Source organism: Rhodopseudomonas sp. BR0M22 (genome assembly GCF_010907035.1).
Taxonomy (GTDB): domain Bacteria; phylum Pseudomonadota; class Alphaproteobacteria; order Rhizobiales; family Xanthobacteraceae; genus Rhodopseudomonas.
The window spans coordinates 20,422-40,455 of sequence record NZ_QUMK01000004.1 but is presented as its reverse complement, the minus strand read 5'-3'; the positions used below and the strand labels follow the sequence as shown (position 1 = coordinate 40,455).

At 64.4% G+C, this 20,034-nt stretch carries 19 protein-coding genes; 5 read left to right on the top strand and 14 right to left on the bottom strand.

From position 1 onward, the window contains the following. The first annotated feature begins 85 nt into the window (after positions 1-85). Positions 86-688 carry an AAA family ATPase gene (locus tag DY468_RS02140; RefSeq protein WP_246700853.1) on the top strand — a complete coding sequence of 201 codons (603 nt, stop codon included), beginning with the start codon at positions 86-88 and terminating at the stop codon, positions 686-688. A 344-nt stretch (positions 689-1,032) separates the two neighbouring features. On the opposite strand, the gene DY468_RS02130 is transcribed toward DY468_RS02140, so the two are convergent. Further along, a complete protein-coding gene (locus tag DY468_RS02130; RefSeq protein ID WP_349644231.1) occupies positions 1,033-1,371 on the bottom strand; it encodes a hypothetical protein in 339 nt (112 codons plus the stop codon). Positions 1,372-1,558: 187 nt separating this feature from the next. On the opposite strand from DY468_RS02130, the gene DY468_RS02125 reads away from it, so the two are divergent. Together DY468_RS02125 and gltS are read left to right on the top strand one after the other, a co-directional pair. After that, entirely contained in the window at positions 1,559-2,461 is a 903-nt protein-coding gene (locus tag DY468_RS02125) for an AraC family transcriptional regulator (RefSeq protein ID WP_205511803.1), read from the top strand. Positions 2,462-2,561: 100 nt separating this feature from the next. Beyond that, entirely contained in the window at positions 2,562-3,758 is a 1,197-nt protein-coding gene (gltS, locus tag DY468_RS02120) for a sodium/glutamate symporter (protein ID WP_164601947.1), read from the top strand. Between the two features lie 302 nt (positions 3,759-4,060). On the opposite strand, the gene DY468_RS02115 is transcribed toward gltS, so the two are convergent. Then, positions 4,061-4,672: a TetR family transcriptional regulator gene (locus tag DY468_RS02115; RefSeq protein WP_013502946.1), complete on the bottom strand. Its 612-nt coding sequence runs from the start codon at positions 4,670-4,672 to the stop codon at positions 4,061-4,063. A gap of 125 nt (positions 4,673-4,797) precedes the next feature. Between DY468_RS02115 and DY468_RS02110 the strand changes: the two genes are divergently transcribed. Next, the gene (locus DY468_RS02110) at positions 4,798-5,700 is read left to right on the top strand and encodes a DUF3313 domain-containing protein (RefSeq protein WP_164601945.1); all 903 of its coding nucleotides are present in this window, start codon (positions 4,798-4,800) and stop codon (positions 5,698-5,700) included. 93 nt (positions 5,701-5,793) lie between these two features. On the opposite strand, the gene guaA is transcribed toward DY468_RS02110, so the two are convergent. From guaA to DY468_RS02075, 7 genes are all read right to left on the bottom strand, one after another. Next, complete coding sequence (guaA, locus tag DY468_RS02105; RefSeq protein ID WP_164601943.1) at positions 5,794-7,416, bottom strand: glutamine-hydrolyzing GMP synthase; 1,623 nt, start codon at positions 7,414-7,416, stop codon at positions 5,794-5,796. A gap of 288 nt (positions 7,417-7,704) precedes the next feature. Next, positions 7,705-9,006: an RsmB/NOP family class I SAM-dependent RNA methyltransferase gene (locus DY468_RS02100; protein ID WP_164601941.1), complete on the bottom strand. Its 1,302-nt coding sequence runs from the start codon at positions 9,004-9,006 to the stop codon at positions 7,705-7,707. Positions 9,007-9,200: 194 nt separating this feature from the next. After that, positions 9,201-10,226 (bottom strand): NADPH-dependent curcumin/dihydrocurcumin reductase, encoded by a 1,026-nt coding sequence (gene curA, locus DY468_RS02095; protein WP_164601939.1) that lies wholly within the window; start codon positions 10,224-10,226, stop codon positions 9,201-9,203. A 242-nt stretch (positions 10,227-10,468) separates the two neighbouring features. Beyond that, positions 10,469-11,965 carry an IMP dehydrogenase gene (guaB, locus tag DY468_RS02090; protein ID WP_164601938.1) on the bottom strand — a complete coding sequence of 499 codons (1,497 nt, stop codon included), beginning with the start codon at positions 11,963-11,965 and terminating at the stop codon, positions 10,469-10,471. 188 nt (positions 11,966-12,153) lie between these two features. Next, on the bottom strand, positions 12,154-12,819 hold the full coding sequence (locus tag DY468_RS02085) for a nucleotidyl transferase AbiEii/AbiGii toxin family protein (protein WP_164601936.1): 666 nt from the start codon (positions 12,817-12,819) through the stop codon (positions 12,154-12,156). Continuing rightward, positions 12,803-13,123, bottom strand: coding sequence for a hypothetical protein (locus DY468_RS02080; RefSeq protein ID WP_164601934.1), 321 nt, complete (start codon positions 13,121-13,123; stop codon positions 12,803-12,805). Before DY468_RS02080 ends, DY468_RS02085 begins: the two co-directional genes overlap by 17 nt. A 75-nt stretch (positions 13,124-13,198) precedes the next feature. Next, positions 13,199-13,447: a hypothetical protein gene (locus DY468_RS02075; RefSeq protein WP_164601932.1), complete on the bottom strand. Its 249-nt coding sequence runs from the start codon at positions 13,445-13,447 to the stop codon at positions 13,199-13,201. Positions 13,448-13,638: 191 nt separating this feature from the next. Here DY468_RS02075 and DY468_RS02070 point away from each other — a divergent pair, with 191 nt between their 5' ends. Beyond that, the gene (locus DY468_RS02070) at positions 13,639-15,114 is read left to right on the top strand and encodes a DHA2 family efflux MFS transporter permease subunit (protein ID WP_164601930.1); all 1,476 of its coding nucleotides are present in this window, start codon (positions 13,639-13,641) and stop codon (positions 15,112-15,114) included. A 52-nt stretch (positions 15,115-15,166) separates the two neighbouring features. Here the strand turns inward: DY468_RS02070 and DY468_RS02065 are convergent, their stop codons facing one another. From DY468_RS02065 to DY468_RS02045, 5 genes are all read right to left on the bottom strand, one after another. Beyond that, on the bottom strand, positions 15,167-16,162 hold the full coding sequence (locus DY468_RS02065; protein WP_164601929.1) for a phosphoglycerate dehydrogenase: 996 nt from the start codon (positions 16,160-16,162) through the stop codon (positions 15,167-15,169). An 18-nt stretch (positions 16,163-16,180) separates the two neighbouring features. Beyond that, a complete protein-coding gene (locus tag DY468_RS02060) occupies positions 16,181-17,551 on the bottom strand; it encodes an MFS transporter (RefSeq protein ID WP_164601927.1) in 1,371 nt (456 codons plus the stop codon). Positions 17,552-17,792: 241 nt separating this feature from the next. Further along, positions 17,793-18,440, bottom strand: a complete 648-nt coding sequence (locus DY468_RS02055) for an RraA family protein (RefSeq protein WP_164601925.1) — start codon at positions 18,438-18,440, stop codon at positions 17,793-17,795. A 189-nt stretch (positions 18,441-18,629) separates the two neighbouring features. Beyond that, positions 18,630-19,532 (bottom strand): LysR family transcriptional regulator, encoded by a 903-nt coding sequence (locus DY468_RS02050; RefSeq protein ID WP_164601923.1) that lies wholly within the window; start codon positions 19,530-19,532, stop codon positions 18,630-18,632. A 215-nt stretch (positions 19,533-19,747) separates the two neighbouring features. Continuing rightward, positions 19,748-19,927, bottom strand: a complete 180-nt coding sequence (locus tag DY468_RS02045; protein WP_164601921.1) for a hypothetical protein — start codon at positions 19,925-19,927, stop codon at positions 19,748-19,750. Between the last annotated feature and the right edge of the window lie 107 nt (positions 19,928-20,034).

The window sequence follows — 20,034 nt, the reverse complement described above, 5'->3', positions numbered from 1 at the left end:
CGATCAGCGATCTTCGATGCGCTCCTCACGCCGCAGACTTCGCTTCAATCGCGCAGCGTCAATCCGCAACACAGGAGTGTCAGGTTTGAACGGTGGACTTGTGGTGATCTCCGGCTGCTCCGGCGGCGGAAAATCCAGCCTGCTCGCCGAGTTAAAGGCGAGAGGACATCGCGTGGTCGAAGAGCCCGGCCGCCGCATCATCGCCGAGGAGACGGCTGTCGGTGGCAGCGCGCTGCCGTGGTGCGATCTCGCCGCGTTCCTGCGCCGCGCGATCGCGATGGCAATCGCCGACCATGCGGCGGCGGCGAAGAACACCGGCTGGACCTTCTTCGACCGCGGCCTGATCGATGCGGCAGCGGCGCTGCAGGCCCTGACCGGCGACGACGTGCTGCGCCCGCTGGCCGCGGCGCACCGTTATCACCCTCGCATGTTCATGGCCCCGCCCTGGCCCGAGATCTACGTCGCCGACGACGGCCGCCGCCACGGTTTCGACGAGGCCGTTGCCGAATACGACCGCCTATCCGCAGCCTATCCGGCGCTGGGCTACGACGTCGTACCGCTCCCCAAGCTCCCCACCGCAGCCCGCGCCGATTTCGTGCTGGCAGCGTTCGGCCCGGCGCGATCCGACAGCAGTTTGCGACCGATCGCCATCGCCTCGTCGCGCGACGAGGCGAGCAGCATCGGGTAGCCCCAGAACTTCTGGAACGTGATGCCGAACGCCTTCAACGCGAGGCGCTTGGCGGCGCTCGGCTCGACGATGATCATGGCCAGCACGAGCTTCCGCAGCTCGGCCTTGTGCTTCTTCATCCACAGCGACGTCCGCTTTCGTTCCGTCTGCGAATGCTCATGGTCTTCGCTCGGGGCGGAATCGGTCAGCACCACGAACGGCTCGCCGCGCTTCAGATTCTCTTCAAACGATGCGAAGTCCTCGTCATGATCGTGACCGGGGCCGTCTGTGTAGCTCATCCAGACGAAAGGGAAATTCGAGTTGTCCATCGGCATGGCTTGCTCCTTATCGGTCTGTCGTACTGATCAGGCGGCCCGAAGCCGCCGCCACGACAGCGCGGTCGCGGCTGCGCCGGGAAGCGTGACGGCCAACAGCACCAAGACAACAAGATGGCCGCCGTCGCGGATGCCGTCGAACACGCCCGCGAGCGTCGTCAGCACCACGAGAATCCCGCCGAGGATCAGTGACGCCCAATGGGCCACGCGTCGCTCGATCAGCGCCAGCAGAGCCGGGATCACCCAAGCACCGTAGAAGGCCGCGATCGTCCACACTTGCGCGGCGGTGAAGTTCAGCGGCGGCGTTGCCTCTTGCGCGCCGGCATGCGCCAGGTAGGTGAAAATCTGAATCATGCCGTAGATCGTCACGCCGACCGCCGTGATCAGCCAAACGAGCGGAAGCTGGATTTGTCTGCTGTCGTCCATCCCAGGTCCATCCATCTACGATCGGTCGGCGGCGGCGAGCCGCGTCAACCTGAGCCTAGCCTCGACGATAGAGCGACGCGCAATTGGCGTCATTGCGCAACCACGACATTGCATGTTTTAAACCGGCCAAATGGTTGTCGCAGCGAGCCCCGTGGATCGGACTCTCCGAGGAGATTGGTCATCGTATGTCGATGAGGTCCCGCGCGACCTCGTCGCAGCGAATGGTGTCGGCAGCCTCGAGAGCATCGAGCAATCCAAGCGGCATCGTCACGACAAGGCGCAGCTGCTGTATTGCGCCAGAGGCGTCATCAACTGCGAGGTCGAAGACGGCGTCTGGATCGTGCCGCCGCAATGCGCCATCTGGATTCCCGGCGGTCTGCCGCATGCGGCCTTCGGCTCCGGCGAGGTGGAATGCATCTGCCTTTTCGTCGCGCCGGATGCGGCCGCGGGCCGGCCGGTCACATGTTGCACGATCGCGATTTCGGATCTGCTGAGGCATCTGCTGATCAGGGCGAGCGAGTTGCCGGAGCGCTACGACGTCGATGGCCCCGACGGCCGCATCGTTGCGGTGATTCTCGATGAGCTCGCCAAAGCTCCGGTCGAGCAGCTCTGCCTTCCGATCCCCTCCGATCAGCGACTGAAACAGCTCGCCGAGCTGTTAGTGTCATCGCCGGCGGACCATGCGACCGTTGCGGAATGGGCCGGTCGGGTCGCGCTCAGCGAGCGCAGTCTCAGCCGCATATTGATGGACGAGATCGGCATGAGTTTCGGCCACTGGCGTCGCCAGCTCCACGTCATCCTCGCGCTGCGGCGGCTGAGCGCGGGCGAGACGGTCCAGACCGTCGCTCTCGACCTTGGCTACGAGAGCGCCAGCAGTTTCGTGACGATGTTTCGCAAGATGGTCGGCAAGCCGCCGATCCGCTATCTCGTGGAACGGCAGACAAGCGTTTCTCTTCGGAGCTCAGACCCGCCCAAACCACGCCTTCGCCGGCATAAGCGCATCGCGGTGTCCCACGCCCGCCCCTCCCGGTGACTGCCAATCGCGCGCGTTGAGCGAGCAGCCCGATCCCCCCGTCCGCAGTGATGACAAAACTGCTGTCCCTGCCTGGTCCCCATTGGAATCCGAAAAGCCTATGGAAATCGATGCCTTCTATACGTTCACGATCGCCGTCATCCTGCTTCTGACCGGCAAGATCGCGACACTGAACGCGCCGCTGCTGCGCAAATACTCCATTCCCGAGCCGGTCATCGGCGGCTTCCTGTGCACAGCGGTGGTTGCGCTCAGCTACACGCTTTTCGATCGGCCGGTCACCTTCGATCTCGCGATGCGCGACTTTCTGCTGCTGTTGTTTTTTGCCGGCATCGGACTGAAGGCCGAGGTCAAGATGCTTCTGGCCGGCGGCCGACCGCTGGTCATCCTGCTGTCGCTCGCTGTCGTCCTCATGCTGATCCAGAACTTCGCCGGCATGGGCATGGCTTCGCTGTTCGGACTCGAAGCCAAGGCCGGACTGATGGTGGGCTCGATCTCGCTGACCGGTGGCATCGGCACGACGCTCGCCTGGGCCCCGACATTCACCGAGCAGCTGGGCATCCCGAACGCCATGGAATTGGGGGTTGCGGCCAACACAGTCGGGCTGATCGCGGCCTGCATGATCGGCGGCCCCGTGGCCGCCTTCCTGATGAAGCGTCACAGCGTCGCCGCCACCGACGACCCTGAACTCTCCATCGGCGTTTCCAATGACGGCCGTCAGCCCAAGCTCGACTACTTCTGCATCCTTTGGGCAGTGCTGGCTTTGAACCTCGCCATCATCCTCGGGCTCGGCATTCATGATGCGCTGACACGCACAGGCCTGAACCTGCCCGCCTTCGTGAGCTGCCTGATGGCCGGAATCCTGATCCGCAACCTCATGCCCATCGCCGTCAGCTCGCGCGTCCAGAAACTTTGGCCCGGCGTGGACGACGGGCTGGCGCTCGTCTCCGACCTCGCCCTCGGCCTGTTCCTGACCATGGCGCTCATGGGACTTCAGCTCTGGCAGCTCAATGGCGTCTTCACCTTCGTCGCCTCGGCCCTTGTCGTGCAGATCATCCTGGCGGTCATCTTCGCCATATCGATCGTGTTCCGGTTTATGGGGAAGGACTACGAGGCTGTGGTGATCTCGGCGGGCTTCGGCGGAATCGCGCTGGGCTCGACAGCCACGGCCATTGCCAACATGACAGCGGTCACCCAGCAATACGGCGCCGCCCACCGCGCCTTCATCGTCGTGCCCCTAGTGTGCGGCTTCTTCATCGACATCGTCAACGCCCTGATCATTTCCGTCTTTGTCGGTTGAGAGAGCGCGATATCACGGTTCGGGTATCCTTCGTGGATCTTTTCCGGCGACGATCCGAGCGGCTTCGAGCAGACCATGGTGAGCTTCAGGCCGAAAGAACTGCCTACAAAATGCACCTCATGGCCGAACGCGACGTCAGCGACGGCACGATCCCGGAGACCGGAGATGTCTAGCGGCTCACCAAGCTGCTGGGCAGGCCGCTGCACACGTATCGGAACTTCGCGGCGGCGATGCTGCGGACGGGGTGAGCGGGCGGAGATAGCCGGCACTGCTTGCTCCGGTCCGGGTATCCCGACCAGAGCTTAGATCTCTGCCTTCAAATTCCTGAAGGCGTCCTCGATGTACTTGGCGAGCGGACGCTTGCCACCGTGTTCGAGCCATCGATCGACGCCAAGCCGCAGGGCGCCGATCGAGACCATGGCGACCAACCGCAAGCCGTCGCGGCGATCCTTCTTTGGCCAGATCTCGAACAGCGCGTCGGCAACACCTTGCTCGAATGTCTGATACCGGCTCTGAGCGCGAGTACCCAAGAACTCGCTGCCTGACACCAGCCCCGCGGTCGCAATCGTTTTGCGATCGCCAAACTTGGACGCGAGCTTGAGCAACGCGTTGCAAACCACATCGATGGGCTCGCCAGCCGATGAGCTCTGGAGCACAGCCGCCCTCAGTTCGTCCGTGCGTCGGCCAAGATATGCGGTGAGAATGTCGTCCTTGCTCGCGAAATAGTAGAAGAAGGTTCTGCGGGAGATGCCGGCGGCCTCGGCGATCTCATCCAGCGTCGTCGCATCAAAGCCCTTGTTGAGAAACAGCTCGAGCGCGGCGTCGGAGATGCGCTGCAAGGTCTCGCGCCGCTTTCGCTCGCGAAGGCCTTCCGGCTTCTCGGAAACGTCCTGTTTTGTCTGCAGCTCTTTCATGAGCGCCTTTTCCCATCAATTGCGCTCGAAGTAAAATTACACCTGAGTGCAATGTTTTCACAAAACGGCCGCACTTTTAAATTACACCCGAGTGCAATTATTCACGCATCTCGGAAACCATCCTTATGCCCCCTCCCGCGCCGTCCCTTCGCCGTTCGGCCGACTTCACCTGTTGCACGGCGGTGGTTCTGTCGGGATTGATGTCGGGATGCGCCACCGCCCCCCTGAACCGTGCCGGATCGCTCCACGGCTATGCCGATCTCAAGCCGTCGGACGGGCTCGTGACCCGCTCACTCCTGAAGGTGAGCCGGGAAGACGTACTTGCAGCAAAGACGGTGCGGATTGTTCCGACGGCGTTTCCGGACCCCGACGGTCGCGGACCGCTCACGGCGACACAGCGCAGACTCGTCACGAATGCCGCCGACAGGACACTCTGTTATGGTTTGAGTGAGCGTTTTCGGGTCGTGAGCGGAGCGGAGCCGGCCGATCTCACCGTGCGAGCCGTCATCACCCACGTCACACCAACCAACACCGTGGCAGTCGGCCTCTCCAAAGGCGCGTTCGTGGCCAAAACAGTGCTTCTTCCCGGCGTCCCCTTCCCCATTCCGCGCATCCCGATCGGCCTCGGCAGCCTGTCGCTCGAGGCCGAAGCGACCGACGACCGCGGCAACCAAAAGGCTGCGATGGTCTGGGGCCGCGGCGCCACAGCGCTCGATCCGGGTCGGGTGGCCGAGGAAGGCGACGCCTATGGTCTCGCGGCATCGTTCGGTGACGATTTCAGCAAGATGCTCGTGATCGGGAAGACGCCGTTCGGTGGCCTCCCTTCAGCTCCGTCGGCCAACGCGCTGATGGCTGCCCTCGGCGCTGCACCCAAATATCCAGCCTGCGAAGCTTTCGGAAGGTTGCCCGGCGTCGTCGGCCTGCTCGGAGACGGCATCGGCCTGCCGCCCGGCTGGACAGACCAGGGAGGCAAACAAAATCCTCCCCCGCCGACACTCGCTAACCGCGACGCAGCAGCAACCCAATAACGATTTGTTGCCGCCATCGTGCTCAGCACCGTGAGAAATTAGAGGTGATCCCCCCCCATCAACACCGAATACTCATCCTATGGGTCGACAAAATCATTCCCACTCAATCGTCCCCGGCGGCTTGCTCGTGACGTCGTACACCACGCGATTGACGCCCTTCACTTCGTTGATGATCCGCGTCGCGGTGGCGCCGAGGAAGGACATTTCAAACGGGTAGAAGTCGGCGGTCATGCCGTCGGTGGACGTTACGGCGCGCAGGCCGACGACGTACTCATAGGTGCGGCCGTCGCCCATCACGCCGACAGTGCGGACCGGGAGCAGCACGGCGAACGCCTGCCAGATGTCGTCGTAGAGGCCGGCCTTGCGGATCTGGTCGATATACACCGCGTCCGCGTTGCGCAGGATTTCGAGCTTCTCTTCGGTGATCTCGCCGGGGCAGCGGATCGCGAGGCCGGGACCCGGGAACGGATGGCGGCCGACGAACACGTCGGGCAGCCCGAGCTCACGCCCCAATGCGCGGACTTCGTCCTTGAACAGTTCGCGCAAGGGTTCGACCAGCTTCATGTTCATGCGTTCGGGCAAGCCGCCGACGTTGTGATGCGACTTGATCGTCACCGACGGACCGCCGGTGAACGACACGCTTTCGATCACGTCCGGGTACAGCGTGCCCTGCGCCAAGAAGTCGGCGCCGCCGACGCGTCTGGCTTCGGCCTCGAACACGTCGATGAACAGCTTGCCGATGGTCTTGCGCTTCTGCTCCGGATCGGTGACGCCCTTCAGCGCGCCGAGGAAGGTCTCCGACGCATCCACGTGCACCAGCGGGATGTTGTAGTGGTGGCGGAACAGGTCGACGACGGTCTTGCCCTCGTCCTTGCGGAGCAGGCCGTGGTCGACGAACACGCAGGTGAGCTGATCGCCGATCGCCTCATGGATCAGCACCGCCGCCACCGCGCTATCGACGCCGCCGGACAGGCCGCAGATCACCTTGCCGCTGCCGACCTGGGCGCGGATCTTCTCGATCGCTTCCTCGCGGAAGGCGCGCATCGTCCAGTCGCCGGTCAGGCCTGCGACCTTGCGGACGAAGTTGCGCAGCAGCTTGGCGCCGTCCGGGGTGTGCACCACTTCGGGGTGGAACTGCATCGCGTAGAACTTGCGGGTGTCGTCGGCGATCACCGAGATCGGCGAACCCGGCGCCTGCGCCACTGCACGGAAACCGTCAGGCAGCTTGGTGACGCGGTCGCCATGGCTCATCCAGACGTCGTATTTGCCGCCCTTCTGCCAGACGCCGTCGAACAGCGCGCAGTCGTCGGTGATCTCGATCTGGGCGCGGCCGAATTCGCGGTGGTGGCCGCCCTCGACGGTGCCGCCGAGCTGCTTGGCCAGGGTCTGCTCGCCGTAGCAGATGCCGAGCACCGGCACGCCGGCCTCCAGGATCGCCATCGGTGCGCTGGGGGCGTTGTCGTCCAGCACCGAGGCCGGGCCGCCGGACAGGATCACGGCTTTCGGCTTCATCTCGGCGAAGGCGGCCTCCGCCTTCTGGAACGGCACGATCTCGGAATACACGCCCTCCTCGCGGACGCGGCGGGCGATCAGCTGGGTGACCTGCGAGCCGAAGTCGACGATCAGGATCTTCTCGTGGATCGCAGCGACGTGCGGCGAGGTGTCGGCGCCAGAGGGGACGACGGACGAAGCGGAGGATGTGCTGGGGGCTGTCATGGGCAGCAGATACGCGACCGCAGCCCGGCTCGCAACGGGGAAAACAGGATGAGCGGCAGCGTCCCCTGACCTCTCCCCATGCGGGTCGGGTGAGGGGCGCCTCCGCAAGGCCGAGACTCAGTGCCCGCAGCGCCCCTCAACCCAACCCTCTCCCCGCAAGGGCGGGGCGAGGGAGCGCACTGTACCTGGGGCGCCCTCACCCCAGCCCTCTCCAGTGCGCGGGAGAGGGAGCGCGCCGTGCTTGGGGCGGACGCGGACTCAAAAAAGAAGCGCTGCGCCCCGCCCGGTTCAGGCTCTGCGCTTCAGCACGCTGACGAAAAACCCGTCGGTGCCGGTGCGGCGCGGGGTCATCAGCAGGCCTTCGGGCGAGGTCCAGGCGGCGGCCAGGAACAGCTCGGTCTTGTCCCACAGCGCAGCCGCAACCTCGGCCGGCGGGACGACGGCGAACTCCGGATGGGCGGCGGTAAACGCCTGGATCTGGCCGGTATTTTCGGGCGCCAGCACCGAGCAGGTGACATAGGCGATCCGCCCACCGGGCTTGACCAGCCGCGCGGCACGGCCGAGCACCTCGGCCTGGTCCTTGAGGCGGATGTCCAGCGCGCCGGGGCGCATCCGCCATTTCGCGTCCGGGTTGCGACGCCAGGTGCCGGTGCCGGTGCACGGCGCGTCGACAAGCACCAGATCGGCGCTGCCCTTGATGTCGGCCAGCGGATCGGCCTCGCCCTTCGGCGCCCTCACCTCGGCGTTGTGGACGCCGGCGCGCGACAGCCGCTCGTGGATCGGGGCGAGCTGGCGCTTGTCGGCGTCGGTGGCGATCAGCCGGCCCTTGCCCTGCATCATCGCCGCCAGCGCCAGGGTCTTGCCGCCGGCCCCGGCGCAGAGGTCGATCACCTGCTCGCCGGGCTTGGCGGCGGAAAACAGTGCCGCGAGCTGCGAGCCCTCGTCCTGGACCTCGACCGCGCCCTTGATGAAATCCGGCTCTGCCTGGACGCCGGGATTGCGTGCGTCGGCCGGCAGTTCGATCCGCAGCCCCCAGGGCGACCATGGCGACGCCTTGGCGCGCAGATGCGCCAGCGAGGCCAGCACCTTGTCGCGCGCGGCTTTCAGCGTGTTGACGCGCAGGTCGAGCGGCGCCCGGCTGGCCATCGCTGCGGCCTCGGCGACGCGGGCCTCGCCGAACATCTCGGCGAGCGCGCCGTCGAGCCATTCCGGATAGTCGCCGGCGATATGCGGCGGCGCTCCGTCCAGCGTCCGCCCCGACAGCGCGGCGTGTTCGGCGTCGGTCAGCGGCGCCGGCGCGAACCGGCTACCGTCGCACAGCGCCGCGATCGCCTCCGCCGTCATCCCGCGCTCCAGCTTCAGCATGCCGAGCACCCGCGCCCGGGCGGTATCGGAATCCATGATGAAGGCGCTGGACGCGCGCCGGCGCAGCACGTCCCAGACCAGGCCGGCAATCGCCGCCCGATCCCCGGACCCGGCGTAGCGATGCGCGGTCCCCCATTCTTTCAGGGCCTTGGCAGCGGGAATGCGCTGACTGTCGATGGTCGAAATCAGATCGATGGCTGCGGAAAGCCGTGCGGCGGGGGTCATGCGGAGCTTTCAATCAGGTCGAGGGCGCGCAACGCGCCGAGCGGCGTCACAACATGGACGCGACCTGCGCAAAGGGCACTGTCGGTCCGACGCTTTCCGGCCCCCGCTATAACCGCCGCCCCCGCCGATGACAATCGAGCCACCGCAACGCAGAGTCCCGGCGATGCCGGGGCTCCGCCACGCCGCGCTTCCGGTTACGCCTTGTCCGGCCCGACGCGGACCAGCTGCTTGCCGAAATTCGCGCCCTTGAGCAGACCGATGAACGCCTCCGGCGCGCTCTCGACGCCCTCGGTGACGAACTCCTTGTACTTCACCTTGCCGTCGCGCACCCACTCCGACATCTCGCGCAAGAATTCCTGACGGCGGCCGGCGAAATCGCTGACGATGAAGCCGCGGATGGTGAGCCGCTTGGTCAGCACGTGGCGCATCAAAGCGGTCGCCCATTTCGGCGTCGGCGGCGTCTCGAACGCGTTGTACTGCGCGATCAGGCCGCACACCGGCATACGGGCAAAGTTGTTGAACAGCGGAAACACTGCCTCGAACACTTCGCCACCGACATTCTCGAAGTACACGTCGATGCCGTTCGGACACGCCGCCTTCAGCTTTGCGGCGAGATCGGGGTCGCGGTGATCGAGGCAATCGTCGAAGCCGAGTTCCTGCTTGACGTAGTCGCATTTGGCCCTGCCGCCAGCGATGCCGATCGCCCGCGCGCCCTTCACTTTCGCGATCTGCCCCACCGCGGAGCCGACCGCGCCGGACGCGGCAGCCACAACGACAGTCTCGCCTTCTTTCGGCTGCCCGATGTCCAAAAGGCCGGTATAGGCAGTCATGCCCGGCATGCCGAGCACGCCGACCGCGGTCGAGATCGGGCCCAGCGCCGGGTCGATCTTGCGCAGCGGCTTGGCATCGGCGACCGCATGCGTCGCCCAGCCCGAATGCGCGAGCACGATGTCACCCTTGGCAAAAGCCGGGCTCTTGCTATCGATCACTTCACAAACGGTGCCGCCTTCCATCACGCCGCCAACCGGCACCGGCTGCGCGTAGGACGGACCATCGCTCATGCGGCCGCGCATATACGGATCGAGCGACAGCCAGATCGTCCGCAGCAGTACCTGCCCCTCGCCGGGCGCCGGAACGTCGAACTCTTCGAGGCGGAAATTCTGCGGCGTCGGCTCGCCGACCGGACGCGACGCGAGCACGATACGCTGACCCTTGGGCATTTCGTTTCCTTTTTGATGTTCGTTGTCGTCAGGGCCGCGACTGTAAGCGACACCACCGCATTCGCCAACTGCGCAGCCGTGCAGGCAGCCTTCATCGTCATTCCGGGGCGCGCGAAGCGCGAACCCGGAATCTCGCAGTTCGGCGCACCTCAGAGACGGCGACGATCTCCAGATTCCGGGTTCGCGCGTTTCACGCGCGCCCCGGAATGACTGAGAAGAGGTCGTTACTTAAGTCAGCCGCCTCACACCCCGCCCGGATAGTTCGGGCTTTCGCGGGTGATGGTGACGTCGTGGACGTGGCTTTCGCGCAGTCCCGCGCCGGTGATGCGGACGAATTGCGCCTTGGTGTGGAATTCGCCGAGGTCCTTAGCACCGACATAGCCCATTGCAGCGCGCAGGCCGCCGGCGAGCTGATGCACGACGTTGCCGACCGGGCCCTTGTACGGCACTTGGCCCTCGATGCCTTCCGGCACCAGCTTCAGCGTGTCCTTGATGTCCTGCTGGAAGTAACGATCGGCCGAGCCGCGCGCCATCGCGCCGACCGAGCCCATGCCGCGATACGCCTTGTAGGAGCGGCCCTGCCACAGGAACACTTCGCCGGGAGTCTCGTCGGTGCCGGCGAGCAGCGAGCCGACCATGGCGATATCGGCGCCGGCAGCGAGCGCCTTGGCGAGGTCGCCCGAGTACTTGATGCCGCCGTCGGCGATCACCGGCACGTCGGCCTTCTTGCAGGCCTCGACCGCGTCCATGATTGCGGTGAGCTGCGGCACGCCGACGCCGGCGACGATGCGCGTCGTGCAGATCGAACCCGGACCGATGCCGACCTTGACCGCGTCGGCGCCGGAATCGATCAGCGCCTGAGCGCCGTCGCGGGTGGCGATGTTGCCGGCGATCACCTGAACCTCATTGGAGATCCGCTTGATGCGGGTGACCGCGTCGAGCACACGGGCCGAATGGCCGTGCGCGGTGTCGACCACGACGACGTCGACGCCGGCTTCGATCAGCCGCTCGGTACGCTCATAACCGCCCTCGCCCACGGTGGTCGCGGCGGCGACGCGGAGCCGGCCCTGCGCATCCTTCGACGCCAGCGGATGCGCGACCGCCTTCTCCATGTCCTTGACGGTGATCAGGCCAACGCAGCGATACTGATCGTCGACCACCAGCAGCTTCTCGATGCGGTGCTGATGCAGCAGCTTCTTGGCCTCGCCCTGGCTGACGCCCTCACGCACGGTGACGAGATTCTCGTGCGTCATCAGCTCCGAGACCTTCTGGGACGGATCGGTGGCGAAGCGCACGTCGCGATTGGTCAGGATGCCCACCAGCTTGCCGGGGCCGTGGCCCTGGGCGCCGGTGACCACCGGAATGCCGGAGAAGCCGTACTGATTCATCAGCGCTAGCGCGTCGGCCAGCTTGGCGTCCGGGCTGATGGTGAGCGGGTTGACCACCATGCCGGACTCGAACTTCTTGACCTGGCGGACCTGCGCGGCCTGCCCTTCCGGATCGAAGTTACGATGGATCACACCGATGCCGCCGGCCTGCGCCATCGCGATGGCCATCCGGGCTTCGGTGACCGTGTCCATGGCCGAGGCGATGATCGGGATGTTGAGCGGGATCGCGCGGGTGATGCGCGAGCGGATGTCGACCTCGGACGGCAGCACGTCCGACAGGCCGGGCTTCAGCAGCACGTCGTCGAAGGTGAGAGCTTCGACAAATTGCGGGGATGCGCTCACTGACGCCATGGCCAACTCCGTTCAGCGGCGCCGAAGGCCGCGCTCGATTTTGCGGGGACGGGAGGCACGTTCGGCGCCGCTGGGTGCGGCACCGTCGAATCGAGCCCGTCGGTAGGGTTGGCGGTGGTCGATAGCATGGGGATATGACGAATCAAAGAGGCAAGCACGACAGCCCCGCCCCGCTCCCCAAGCATTCCTCAAGGGCCCGCCGGCGAGCCGGAAATCAACGCAATTTCAGGGATTTCGCTGACGGCATCGCGGGCCGAGCGGAGCACTCGGCGGTCCGCTTCGGGTACCGCGGCGAGGTCGCCGTCCTCAAAGAATCCAATCGCCCGCAATGGCAGAGCGGGATCGCGGCCGAACATCTTCGAAAAGCCTGCCAACGAACGGGGCAACGATTCGCCCGACGCCAGTAACGCCGCGATGTCCCGATAATCCTTGGCTTCGGCCCGGTCCAAGATCGCCTTCAGCTTGGTTGCCAGCAAATCCTGGCGCGACGCAACCCGCATCACACGGTCAGCGGTCAGCAATGGCGGGGCGAGCCTGCCGAAGTTGAGGCCGCCGAAGAATGACAACTTGACCGCACCGGCCGGCATCGCCACCCGAACCACCAGCGTATCCTTGGCTTCCTGGACGATGTCGGAATTGGGAAGTCGATCGAGGGCGGCGCCCACCTGATGCTTGTCGAGAGGCTCGGAACGGAAAAAGTCGAAATCGACCGAAACGCGATGGCCGAGATGCAGCGCGACCGCGGTCCCGCCATAGAGCACGAAGTTCAGGCCGGAGCTGAATCCGAGCAGCGGCCAAATCTGTCGCTGGGCTTCCGGCAGCACCTCAAGGCACGGCTCAAACGTCTCCGGCATCGAACTTTCTCTGCGGCGGGATGTCCGGGATCGACCGGCCGGTCGCCCGCTGCAGGCGACCCCGCCAGAACTCCCAGGAGCGCGGATCGATCCAACCCGGCTGCGCCGCCAGCATCACTTCGACCAGCGCGTCGGGACCCAGCACGGTCTCCAGCCTCCGCACCTCATCGAAATTGGCGAAGCTCATCGCCTGTGCCAGGATGCGGGCCTCCGTGCGCGGCGCGGCGTCGACAGCCTCCCACCAGAAATACTTCCGCTCCAGCTCGGCCGCAAAATCAGGAGGCATCCGAAGGGCGACGGTCATTGTGGCAGACTAGCACGAAACCGCTGCTTTTGCGACGATTCCCATTGTCCATGAGGCGTTTTGCCGACGGCGCGCTCAGCGCCGATAGCCCGGCGGAAGGCCGTGTTCGCGGATCGCCTCCACGACTTCGCGGTGCATGCGCTTTTCGCGCTCCATCCGCACGGCAATCAGCGCGTGTAGCGAGGGGATCACCAGCAGCGGGTGGAAGATCAGTCCGAGGACGATGCACACCACCAGCAGCACGAGGTTGAACACCGCCGACAGTGGCTGGCCGTTGAACAACAGGCCGAGCGGCGGCAGGAAGGCAGCGAGCAGGTAGATCATCGGCCAATCTCCGTCGCGGAACCGATCGAGGCGCCGCTCATCGTGATCACCGGCTGCACATCTCAAAGCGATTCCGCCATGAGGAATGTGGCCCGGTCACGGAGGATTTAGGTAACCGCGCAAGCTCCGCAATAGCCGGGGCCGCGACACGGTGCTACAGCCCGAGCGCCCTCCTCTGGTCGAAATCTCCGATGAACAAAGATCGAGTTATTCCGCTGATCGTGGCTGCCGCGCTGTTCATGGAGAACATGGACGCCACCGTGATCGCGACCTCATTGCCGGCGATCGCCGCCGACATCGGCACCTCGCCGCTGACGCTGAAACTGGCGATCACGTCTTATCTGCTGTCGCTGGCAGTTTTCATTCCGGCGTCGGGCTGGACCGCCGACCGGTTCGGCGCACGCACGGTTTTCTCGATCGCGATTGCGGTGTTCATGGTCGGCTCGATCGGCTGCGCATTGTCGAGCTCGATCACCGATTTCGTCATCGCCCGCATCGTCCAGGGCATCGGAGGGGCGATGATGACTCCTGTCGGGCGGTTGGTGCTGCTGCGCTCGATCGACAAGAGCGCGCTGGTCGGGGCGATGGCCTGGGTGACCGTACCGGCACTGATCGGCCCGGTGATCGGGCCGCCGCTCGGCGGCTTCATCACCACGTACTTCTCCTGGCACTGGATCTTCCTGATCAACATTCCGATCGGGCTCATCGGGATCGTGATGGCGCTGCGGTATATCGACCCGATCCGCAGCGACCACCTCGAAAAGTTCGACCTGTGGGGGCTGGTGCTGGCCGGGATCGGCGTCGCCGGTATCGCTTTCGGGCTGTCGGTCGCCGGCCTCAATCTGCTGCCATGGACCGTGGTGACCGCGCTGATCGGCGTCGGCGCGATCGCAATGACGCTGTACGTGTTCCATTCCCGCCGGGTGCCCGCGCCGGTGCTGGACTTCTCGCTGCTGCGCCTGACGACGCTGCGCTCCAGCCTGGTCGGCGGATTCCTGTTCCGGCTCGGCATCGGCGCGCTGCCGTTCCTGCTGCCGCTGTTGATGCAGATCGGCTTCGGCCTGTCGCCGTTTCACTCCGGTCTGGTCACTTTCGCCTCCGCGGTCGGCGCGATCGGGATGAAGACGCTGGCGGCGCGGATCATCCGCACCTTCGGCTTCCGCAACATCATGACGGTGAACGCCGTGGTCAGCTCGGTGTTTCTCGCCGCCTGCGCGCTGTTCACCCCCGGCACCCCGCTGCTGCTGATCATGATCATCCTGGTGGTCGGGGGCTTCTTCCGCTCGCTGCAATTCACCGCGATCAACACCGTCGCCTATGCCGAAGTCGAGCAGGCACAGATGAGCCGGGCGACCACGCTGGTCAGTGTCGGCCAGCAGCTCGCGATCTCCGCCGGCGTGGCAATCGGCGCGTTCTCGGTGGAGACCACGATGGCGCTGCGCCACGTCACCGAGCTCAGCGCCGGCGATTTCGGTCCGGCCTTCGTGGTCGTCGCGGTCCTGGCAGCGCTGTCGGCGTACTTCTTCTGGCAGATGCCGGACGACGCCGGCCACGAAATCTCAGGCCGCAAGGCGATCGCGATCGCCAGCAAGAAGGGCGTGGCGGCGGCGGCCACCAAAGCAGCGTCGGAAGAAACCCAGGACGCACGCGATCAGCGGCTCGGTTGACGACGAACCGGGCGAAGTGCGGGAGCGGATTACGCGCCGCGCCCGGCCGGGTCTACCGCCCATCGACGACAACACGCTCGGCCGCAGGCGTCCGATTGTCGAGCACATCGATGACGGTCTGCGCCGCAATCAGATTGGCGCGCGCCAGCGCCTCTCGACTTGCCCCTCCAGCATGCGGCGATGCGATCACATTGGGCAGCCCTAGCAGTGCGTCGGCCGTGGGCCGTTTGCTGGAGTCAGTTTCCGCCTCGAAAACATCCAAACCTGCACCAGCGATCCGGCCGTCCTGCAGCGCCGCCAGCAGCGCCGCCTCGTCGATCAATCCGCCGCGCGCCGTATTGATGAGAATCGCCGAGGGTTTCATCAGCGCCAGAGCCGCCGCGTCGATCAAATGCGCCGTCTGCGGCAGCAACGGAAGGTGGAGGCTCACATAATCGCTCTGTGACAACAGTGTCGGCAGATCCACCACCGAAATGTCGTGGCTTTCGGCATAGGCCAGATCCGGCGCGACATCGTAAGTCAGGATCTTGGCCTCGAACCCGCGTAACCGCTGCGCGACGCCGCGGGCGATCCGTCCCAGGCCCACGAGTCCCACGGTCTTGCGGTACAGTTCCGAGCCACTCAGCGGAATCCAGTGGCCCGCCGTCATGCGCTCGTGCGTCTCGCGCAGCCGTTTGGCGAGTGCGAGCATCATCGCAATCGCATGGTCGGCGACCGAAGCCTCGTTACCTCCGGCCGCGATCGTCACGACTTTGCCAAACTCCTTAGCCGCCGCCACGTCGACATTGTCGTAGCCGACGCCGCGGCGAGCGATGACCCGAAGCTCAGGGGAAGCCGCCAGGACCTCCCGCGTCACCGGAGCCACTCCCACGACCCAACCGCTGACACCCGCGAGCAACTCGTGCAAGCGAGCGGCAGACAATTCGACATCGGTCTGGCCATGCGGCAGGCCGGCGGTGACGATCGAGCACCCGTGTTGCCGCAGATACGCCTCTGCCGCGTCATCGAAGAAGCGCGTAGTCACCAGCACTTTATGCTTGGTCGTCATTGGCAATGCCCTTCCCAGCTATGCGATCGGCTCGGTGCGGGGGACTTCCGTCACCGGAGCCGAAGGCGCCTGGCGAAACAGCGCGATCGGCTCGATGATCGTGAGGACGAGCGCCAGAGTGGCGAGCGAAGATGCGGCAAGGAACAGGAACACCATGTCCCAGCTGTAGCGATCGAGAATCATGCCCACGACGAACGGCGCAAACGCACCACCGAGCGACCCCACGGTATTCACAATGGCGGATGCCAGCGGCACCTTGTCCTTGGCGACCAGCCCCATCGGATAAACCAAGAACGTGGAATAGCCGAGGTTGAGAAGAATGCCGGTGGCGATGAACAACCCCGCGAGCAGGAACGGATCGCCCGGTGAATAGATCAGCGCGTACATCATCAGCACCGTCGACGCCGCCGTCAGGATCATCACCGGCTTGCGACGCTTGTCGAACAACCGATCGGACAACACGCCGCCTATCAGATTGCCGATAATTGCTCCAACCCACGGCGTCGCGGCAACAAACCCCATCTGAAAAAGGGGATAGTGCTTTACGTTAATCAGATAGGTCGGCACCCAGGTCATGATGGCATAGGCGACGCCAACGATGAAGCCGTATCCGAGCGCGCATCCCCAGACGTTCCACGACCGCAGAATGGCGACATTGTCAGCAAGGGGCTGGATCTCGCGCGCCATGATCAGTCGATCCAGGATCGGCCAGCCTGCGCGGGTCTTCACGCCGTCGGTCGGCGCACTGCCATCGGTCACCGCGGTCGACTCGATGTATGCGACCTCCTGCGCATTCGCGAAGCGGCTGCGCCGCGGATCGTCACTCACGCAGAAGAACCAGATGGCGGCAATGAACAGTCCCGGCAGCGCGAAGATGTAGAAGACCTCGCGCCACCCGAAAGTGTAGATGATGAACGCGCAAAGCGGCGGCACGACCGCTGGCGCGAATTTAATCGACGACATGAACACCCCGACCGCGGTCGCCTTCTCGTGGGGCGGAAACCAGCGATTGATGACGGTGAGAATGCCGACATTGATCGGCCCTTCCGCCAGGCCAAGCAGCACGCGACCGATCTTCAGTTGCAAAGCACTGTGCGCGAAGCCGAGAAACATCGTCGACAACGACGTCGCCACCATTGCGAAAGTGAAGATGCGCCGCACGCCGAACTTCTCATACAGCAGACCGACCGGGACCTGGATGAACGCATAGCCAAGGTAGAACAGGCTCGCCATCGCACCGATATCAGTGTTGCTGAGTTCGAATTCCTTCTTCATGAACGGGACAACGACACCGATGTTCGCCCTGTCGGCACCGGCGATCATGTAGGACAGAAAAATCAGCAGGAGCACGATCCAACGATATCGGCTTGCTTGAGACTGTGAGGCCATCGGCGCTTTCCCACGTTTTGTTGTGTCGTCGGAGACGACTATTGTTCTGCAATCGCTTCGAACTGCATGACGCTGCCGAACGACGCGCTCGACTGCTCGAAGCTGGCCCCCTCAAAGGGGCTCCGCTCCGCACATCGTGAACAGCGAATTGAAAGATCGGTCTGCCGTTACGACGCAGCGATCCCGAGCCGTCATGCTCGATTCAACGCAAGCGCCGACGCGTCGTATCGGTCGTCCTCGGCTATCCGGCGGTCTTACCGTAGACCCCGGTGTACCGCCCCTCTCGGATGCTTTGCAGGATCTCCGCCTCCCTGCTCTCTTGAGCACGTACAGCCTGCAGCAACTCCGTGGCGATAGATTGCGGGAAGGCAACGACACCATCTTCATCGCCGACGACGATATCGCCGGGCTCGACCACCATTCCCCCGACAGTGACGGGCACATTGATCTCACCTGGCCCGTTCTTGTAGGGGCCGCGGTGAATGGCGGTTTTTGCGAAACAAGGGAAGTCGGCGCGCGCAAAGGCGCCGCAATCCCGGATCGATCCGTCGATCACGTAGCCAGCGGCGCCGCGAACCTGTGCGATGGTCATCATGATTTCGCCGACCAGCGCCCTGCTGGTATCACCGCCACCGTCGACGACGATCACATCGCCAGGACGAACCATGTCCAGCGCCTTGTGGATCGCTAGATTGTCCCCAGCGCGCGTGCTCACCGTGAGCGCGGTACCGACCATTACCCGGTCCGCACGATGGAATGCCCGCAACCCGACGGCTCCCGGCAAACGGCCGAGATTGTCGCTGATGATCGCGGTTGCCGCGGTTTTGAACGCTTCGATCAAGCCGGCGTCGGCCTGAGCTGCATTCGGATGACGACGATCACCAATCATAAGTTCTCCCCACGAGTTTCACTTGTGTGGACGCAGCACTAGCGTCCACAGCGCCGTCGGAAAAACGATATTAATTCATCCCGATTCATTCTCTCCGCGCATATATCGAAAAAGACAGCAGCTCCCCTGAGTGACGGGCGAGCTGCTGCGGTGCCGTCGACGCCGCGCGGCTCATCGGCAGACTGGACTCTACGCTTGGAATTGAACCGAGAAATCGCAAACCTCTTTGGCGATCTCCACGACCTTCGCGATGAACATCGACGGGCGATCGTTCCGATACATCGCCGAATAGGGAACCAGCGGCAGCGACGGCTTGGTCGGCACCGTCACCAGCTTGCCTTCGGTCACCATCGATCGAAAACACTGCCGTGGCAGATATCCGATCCCAAGCCCAGCCACCGCCAAAGCCAATACGGTCGTCAGGTTGTCGCTGGACAACACCCGCGGAAACGCCACACCTTGGGATTTCAGCCATTTATTGACGAACAGGCCCGACCCCGACCGGCGCCCCTGGATCAGCACCGGATAGGCCGCAAGCTCCTCCAGCGTCAGCGCCCGCCGCGATTTCACGAGACCCGGCCGGGCAAACCAAACGTTGCCGACCTCCGCCAACCGATCGGACACAATCTCCGGATCGACGAAGCATTCCGGAATGACGATCAGATCGAGCTCGTCTTCCTGCAATCGCGCGTAAAGATCGCGGCTCGTGTCAACGTCCGGCTCGATCTCCAGAGTGGGAAACGTCTCGCGTAGCACGGAAATCAGCCGTGGAAGCCAAGTGAGCGCGGACAGTTCGGTAATTCCGAGCCGCAGGCGTCGCGCCGGCATGGTGCCCGCGTCCTTGAGCGCCATCATGCGATCCTGAATGTCCAGCATGTCCTGACTGAGGGCAAGCAAGTGCTCACCCTGCTCCGTCAGCCGGGCGCCCCGCTGGCTCCGATCGAAGATCGGAACGCCGACCGTCGCTTCGAGCTCCATGATCCGCTTCGATACAGCCGATTGGCTGGTGTGGAGCCGGTTCGCTGCGCGGTCGAACGTGCCCAATTGGACCACCCAGTGAAGCGCCTCGATCTGCTTGAGGGTGATGGACATGGCGATCTCCCTGACGAATGCCGTGCACCCCCTACATTCTTTGGAGCGATCATTCAATGAACATTACCATCACCTTCTGACCTGTCGGCCGATGGCTACGCTCACCCGCGTCCTGCGCCGGCCGCGCGTTGTTCGATTATGCGATGCTGGTTGATCGTTATCGGACTGGCTGAGCCGGCGGCGGACCGAACTCCACCCCCGTCTCGGTGGTCGTGCTAATGACGATTGTCGCCGCGATTCGGTGTGAGGTCGGCATGACGGACAGCCAGGCGCAGCACGTCGTTGCAGATCGGGCAGCGATAATGCGGCACGTCGAACGACGCATTGGCGTGCTCGATCTCGATCAGCTCGCGATCGACCCCGCAGGTTCTGCACATCGGCGTAGGAATCTCCATTGGTCCCTCCCGATTCGCCCGATGGATACCGATCAGCCTATGAGAACTACGGAGAAGTTCTCTGTAGAAAGCTACCTCTACCAACAATTAACCAGATGAATTCCCGA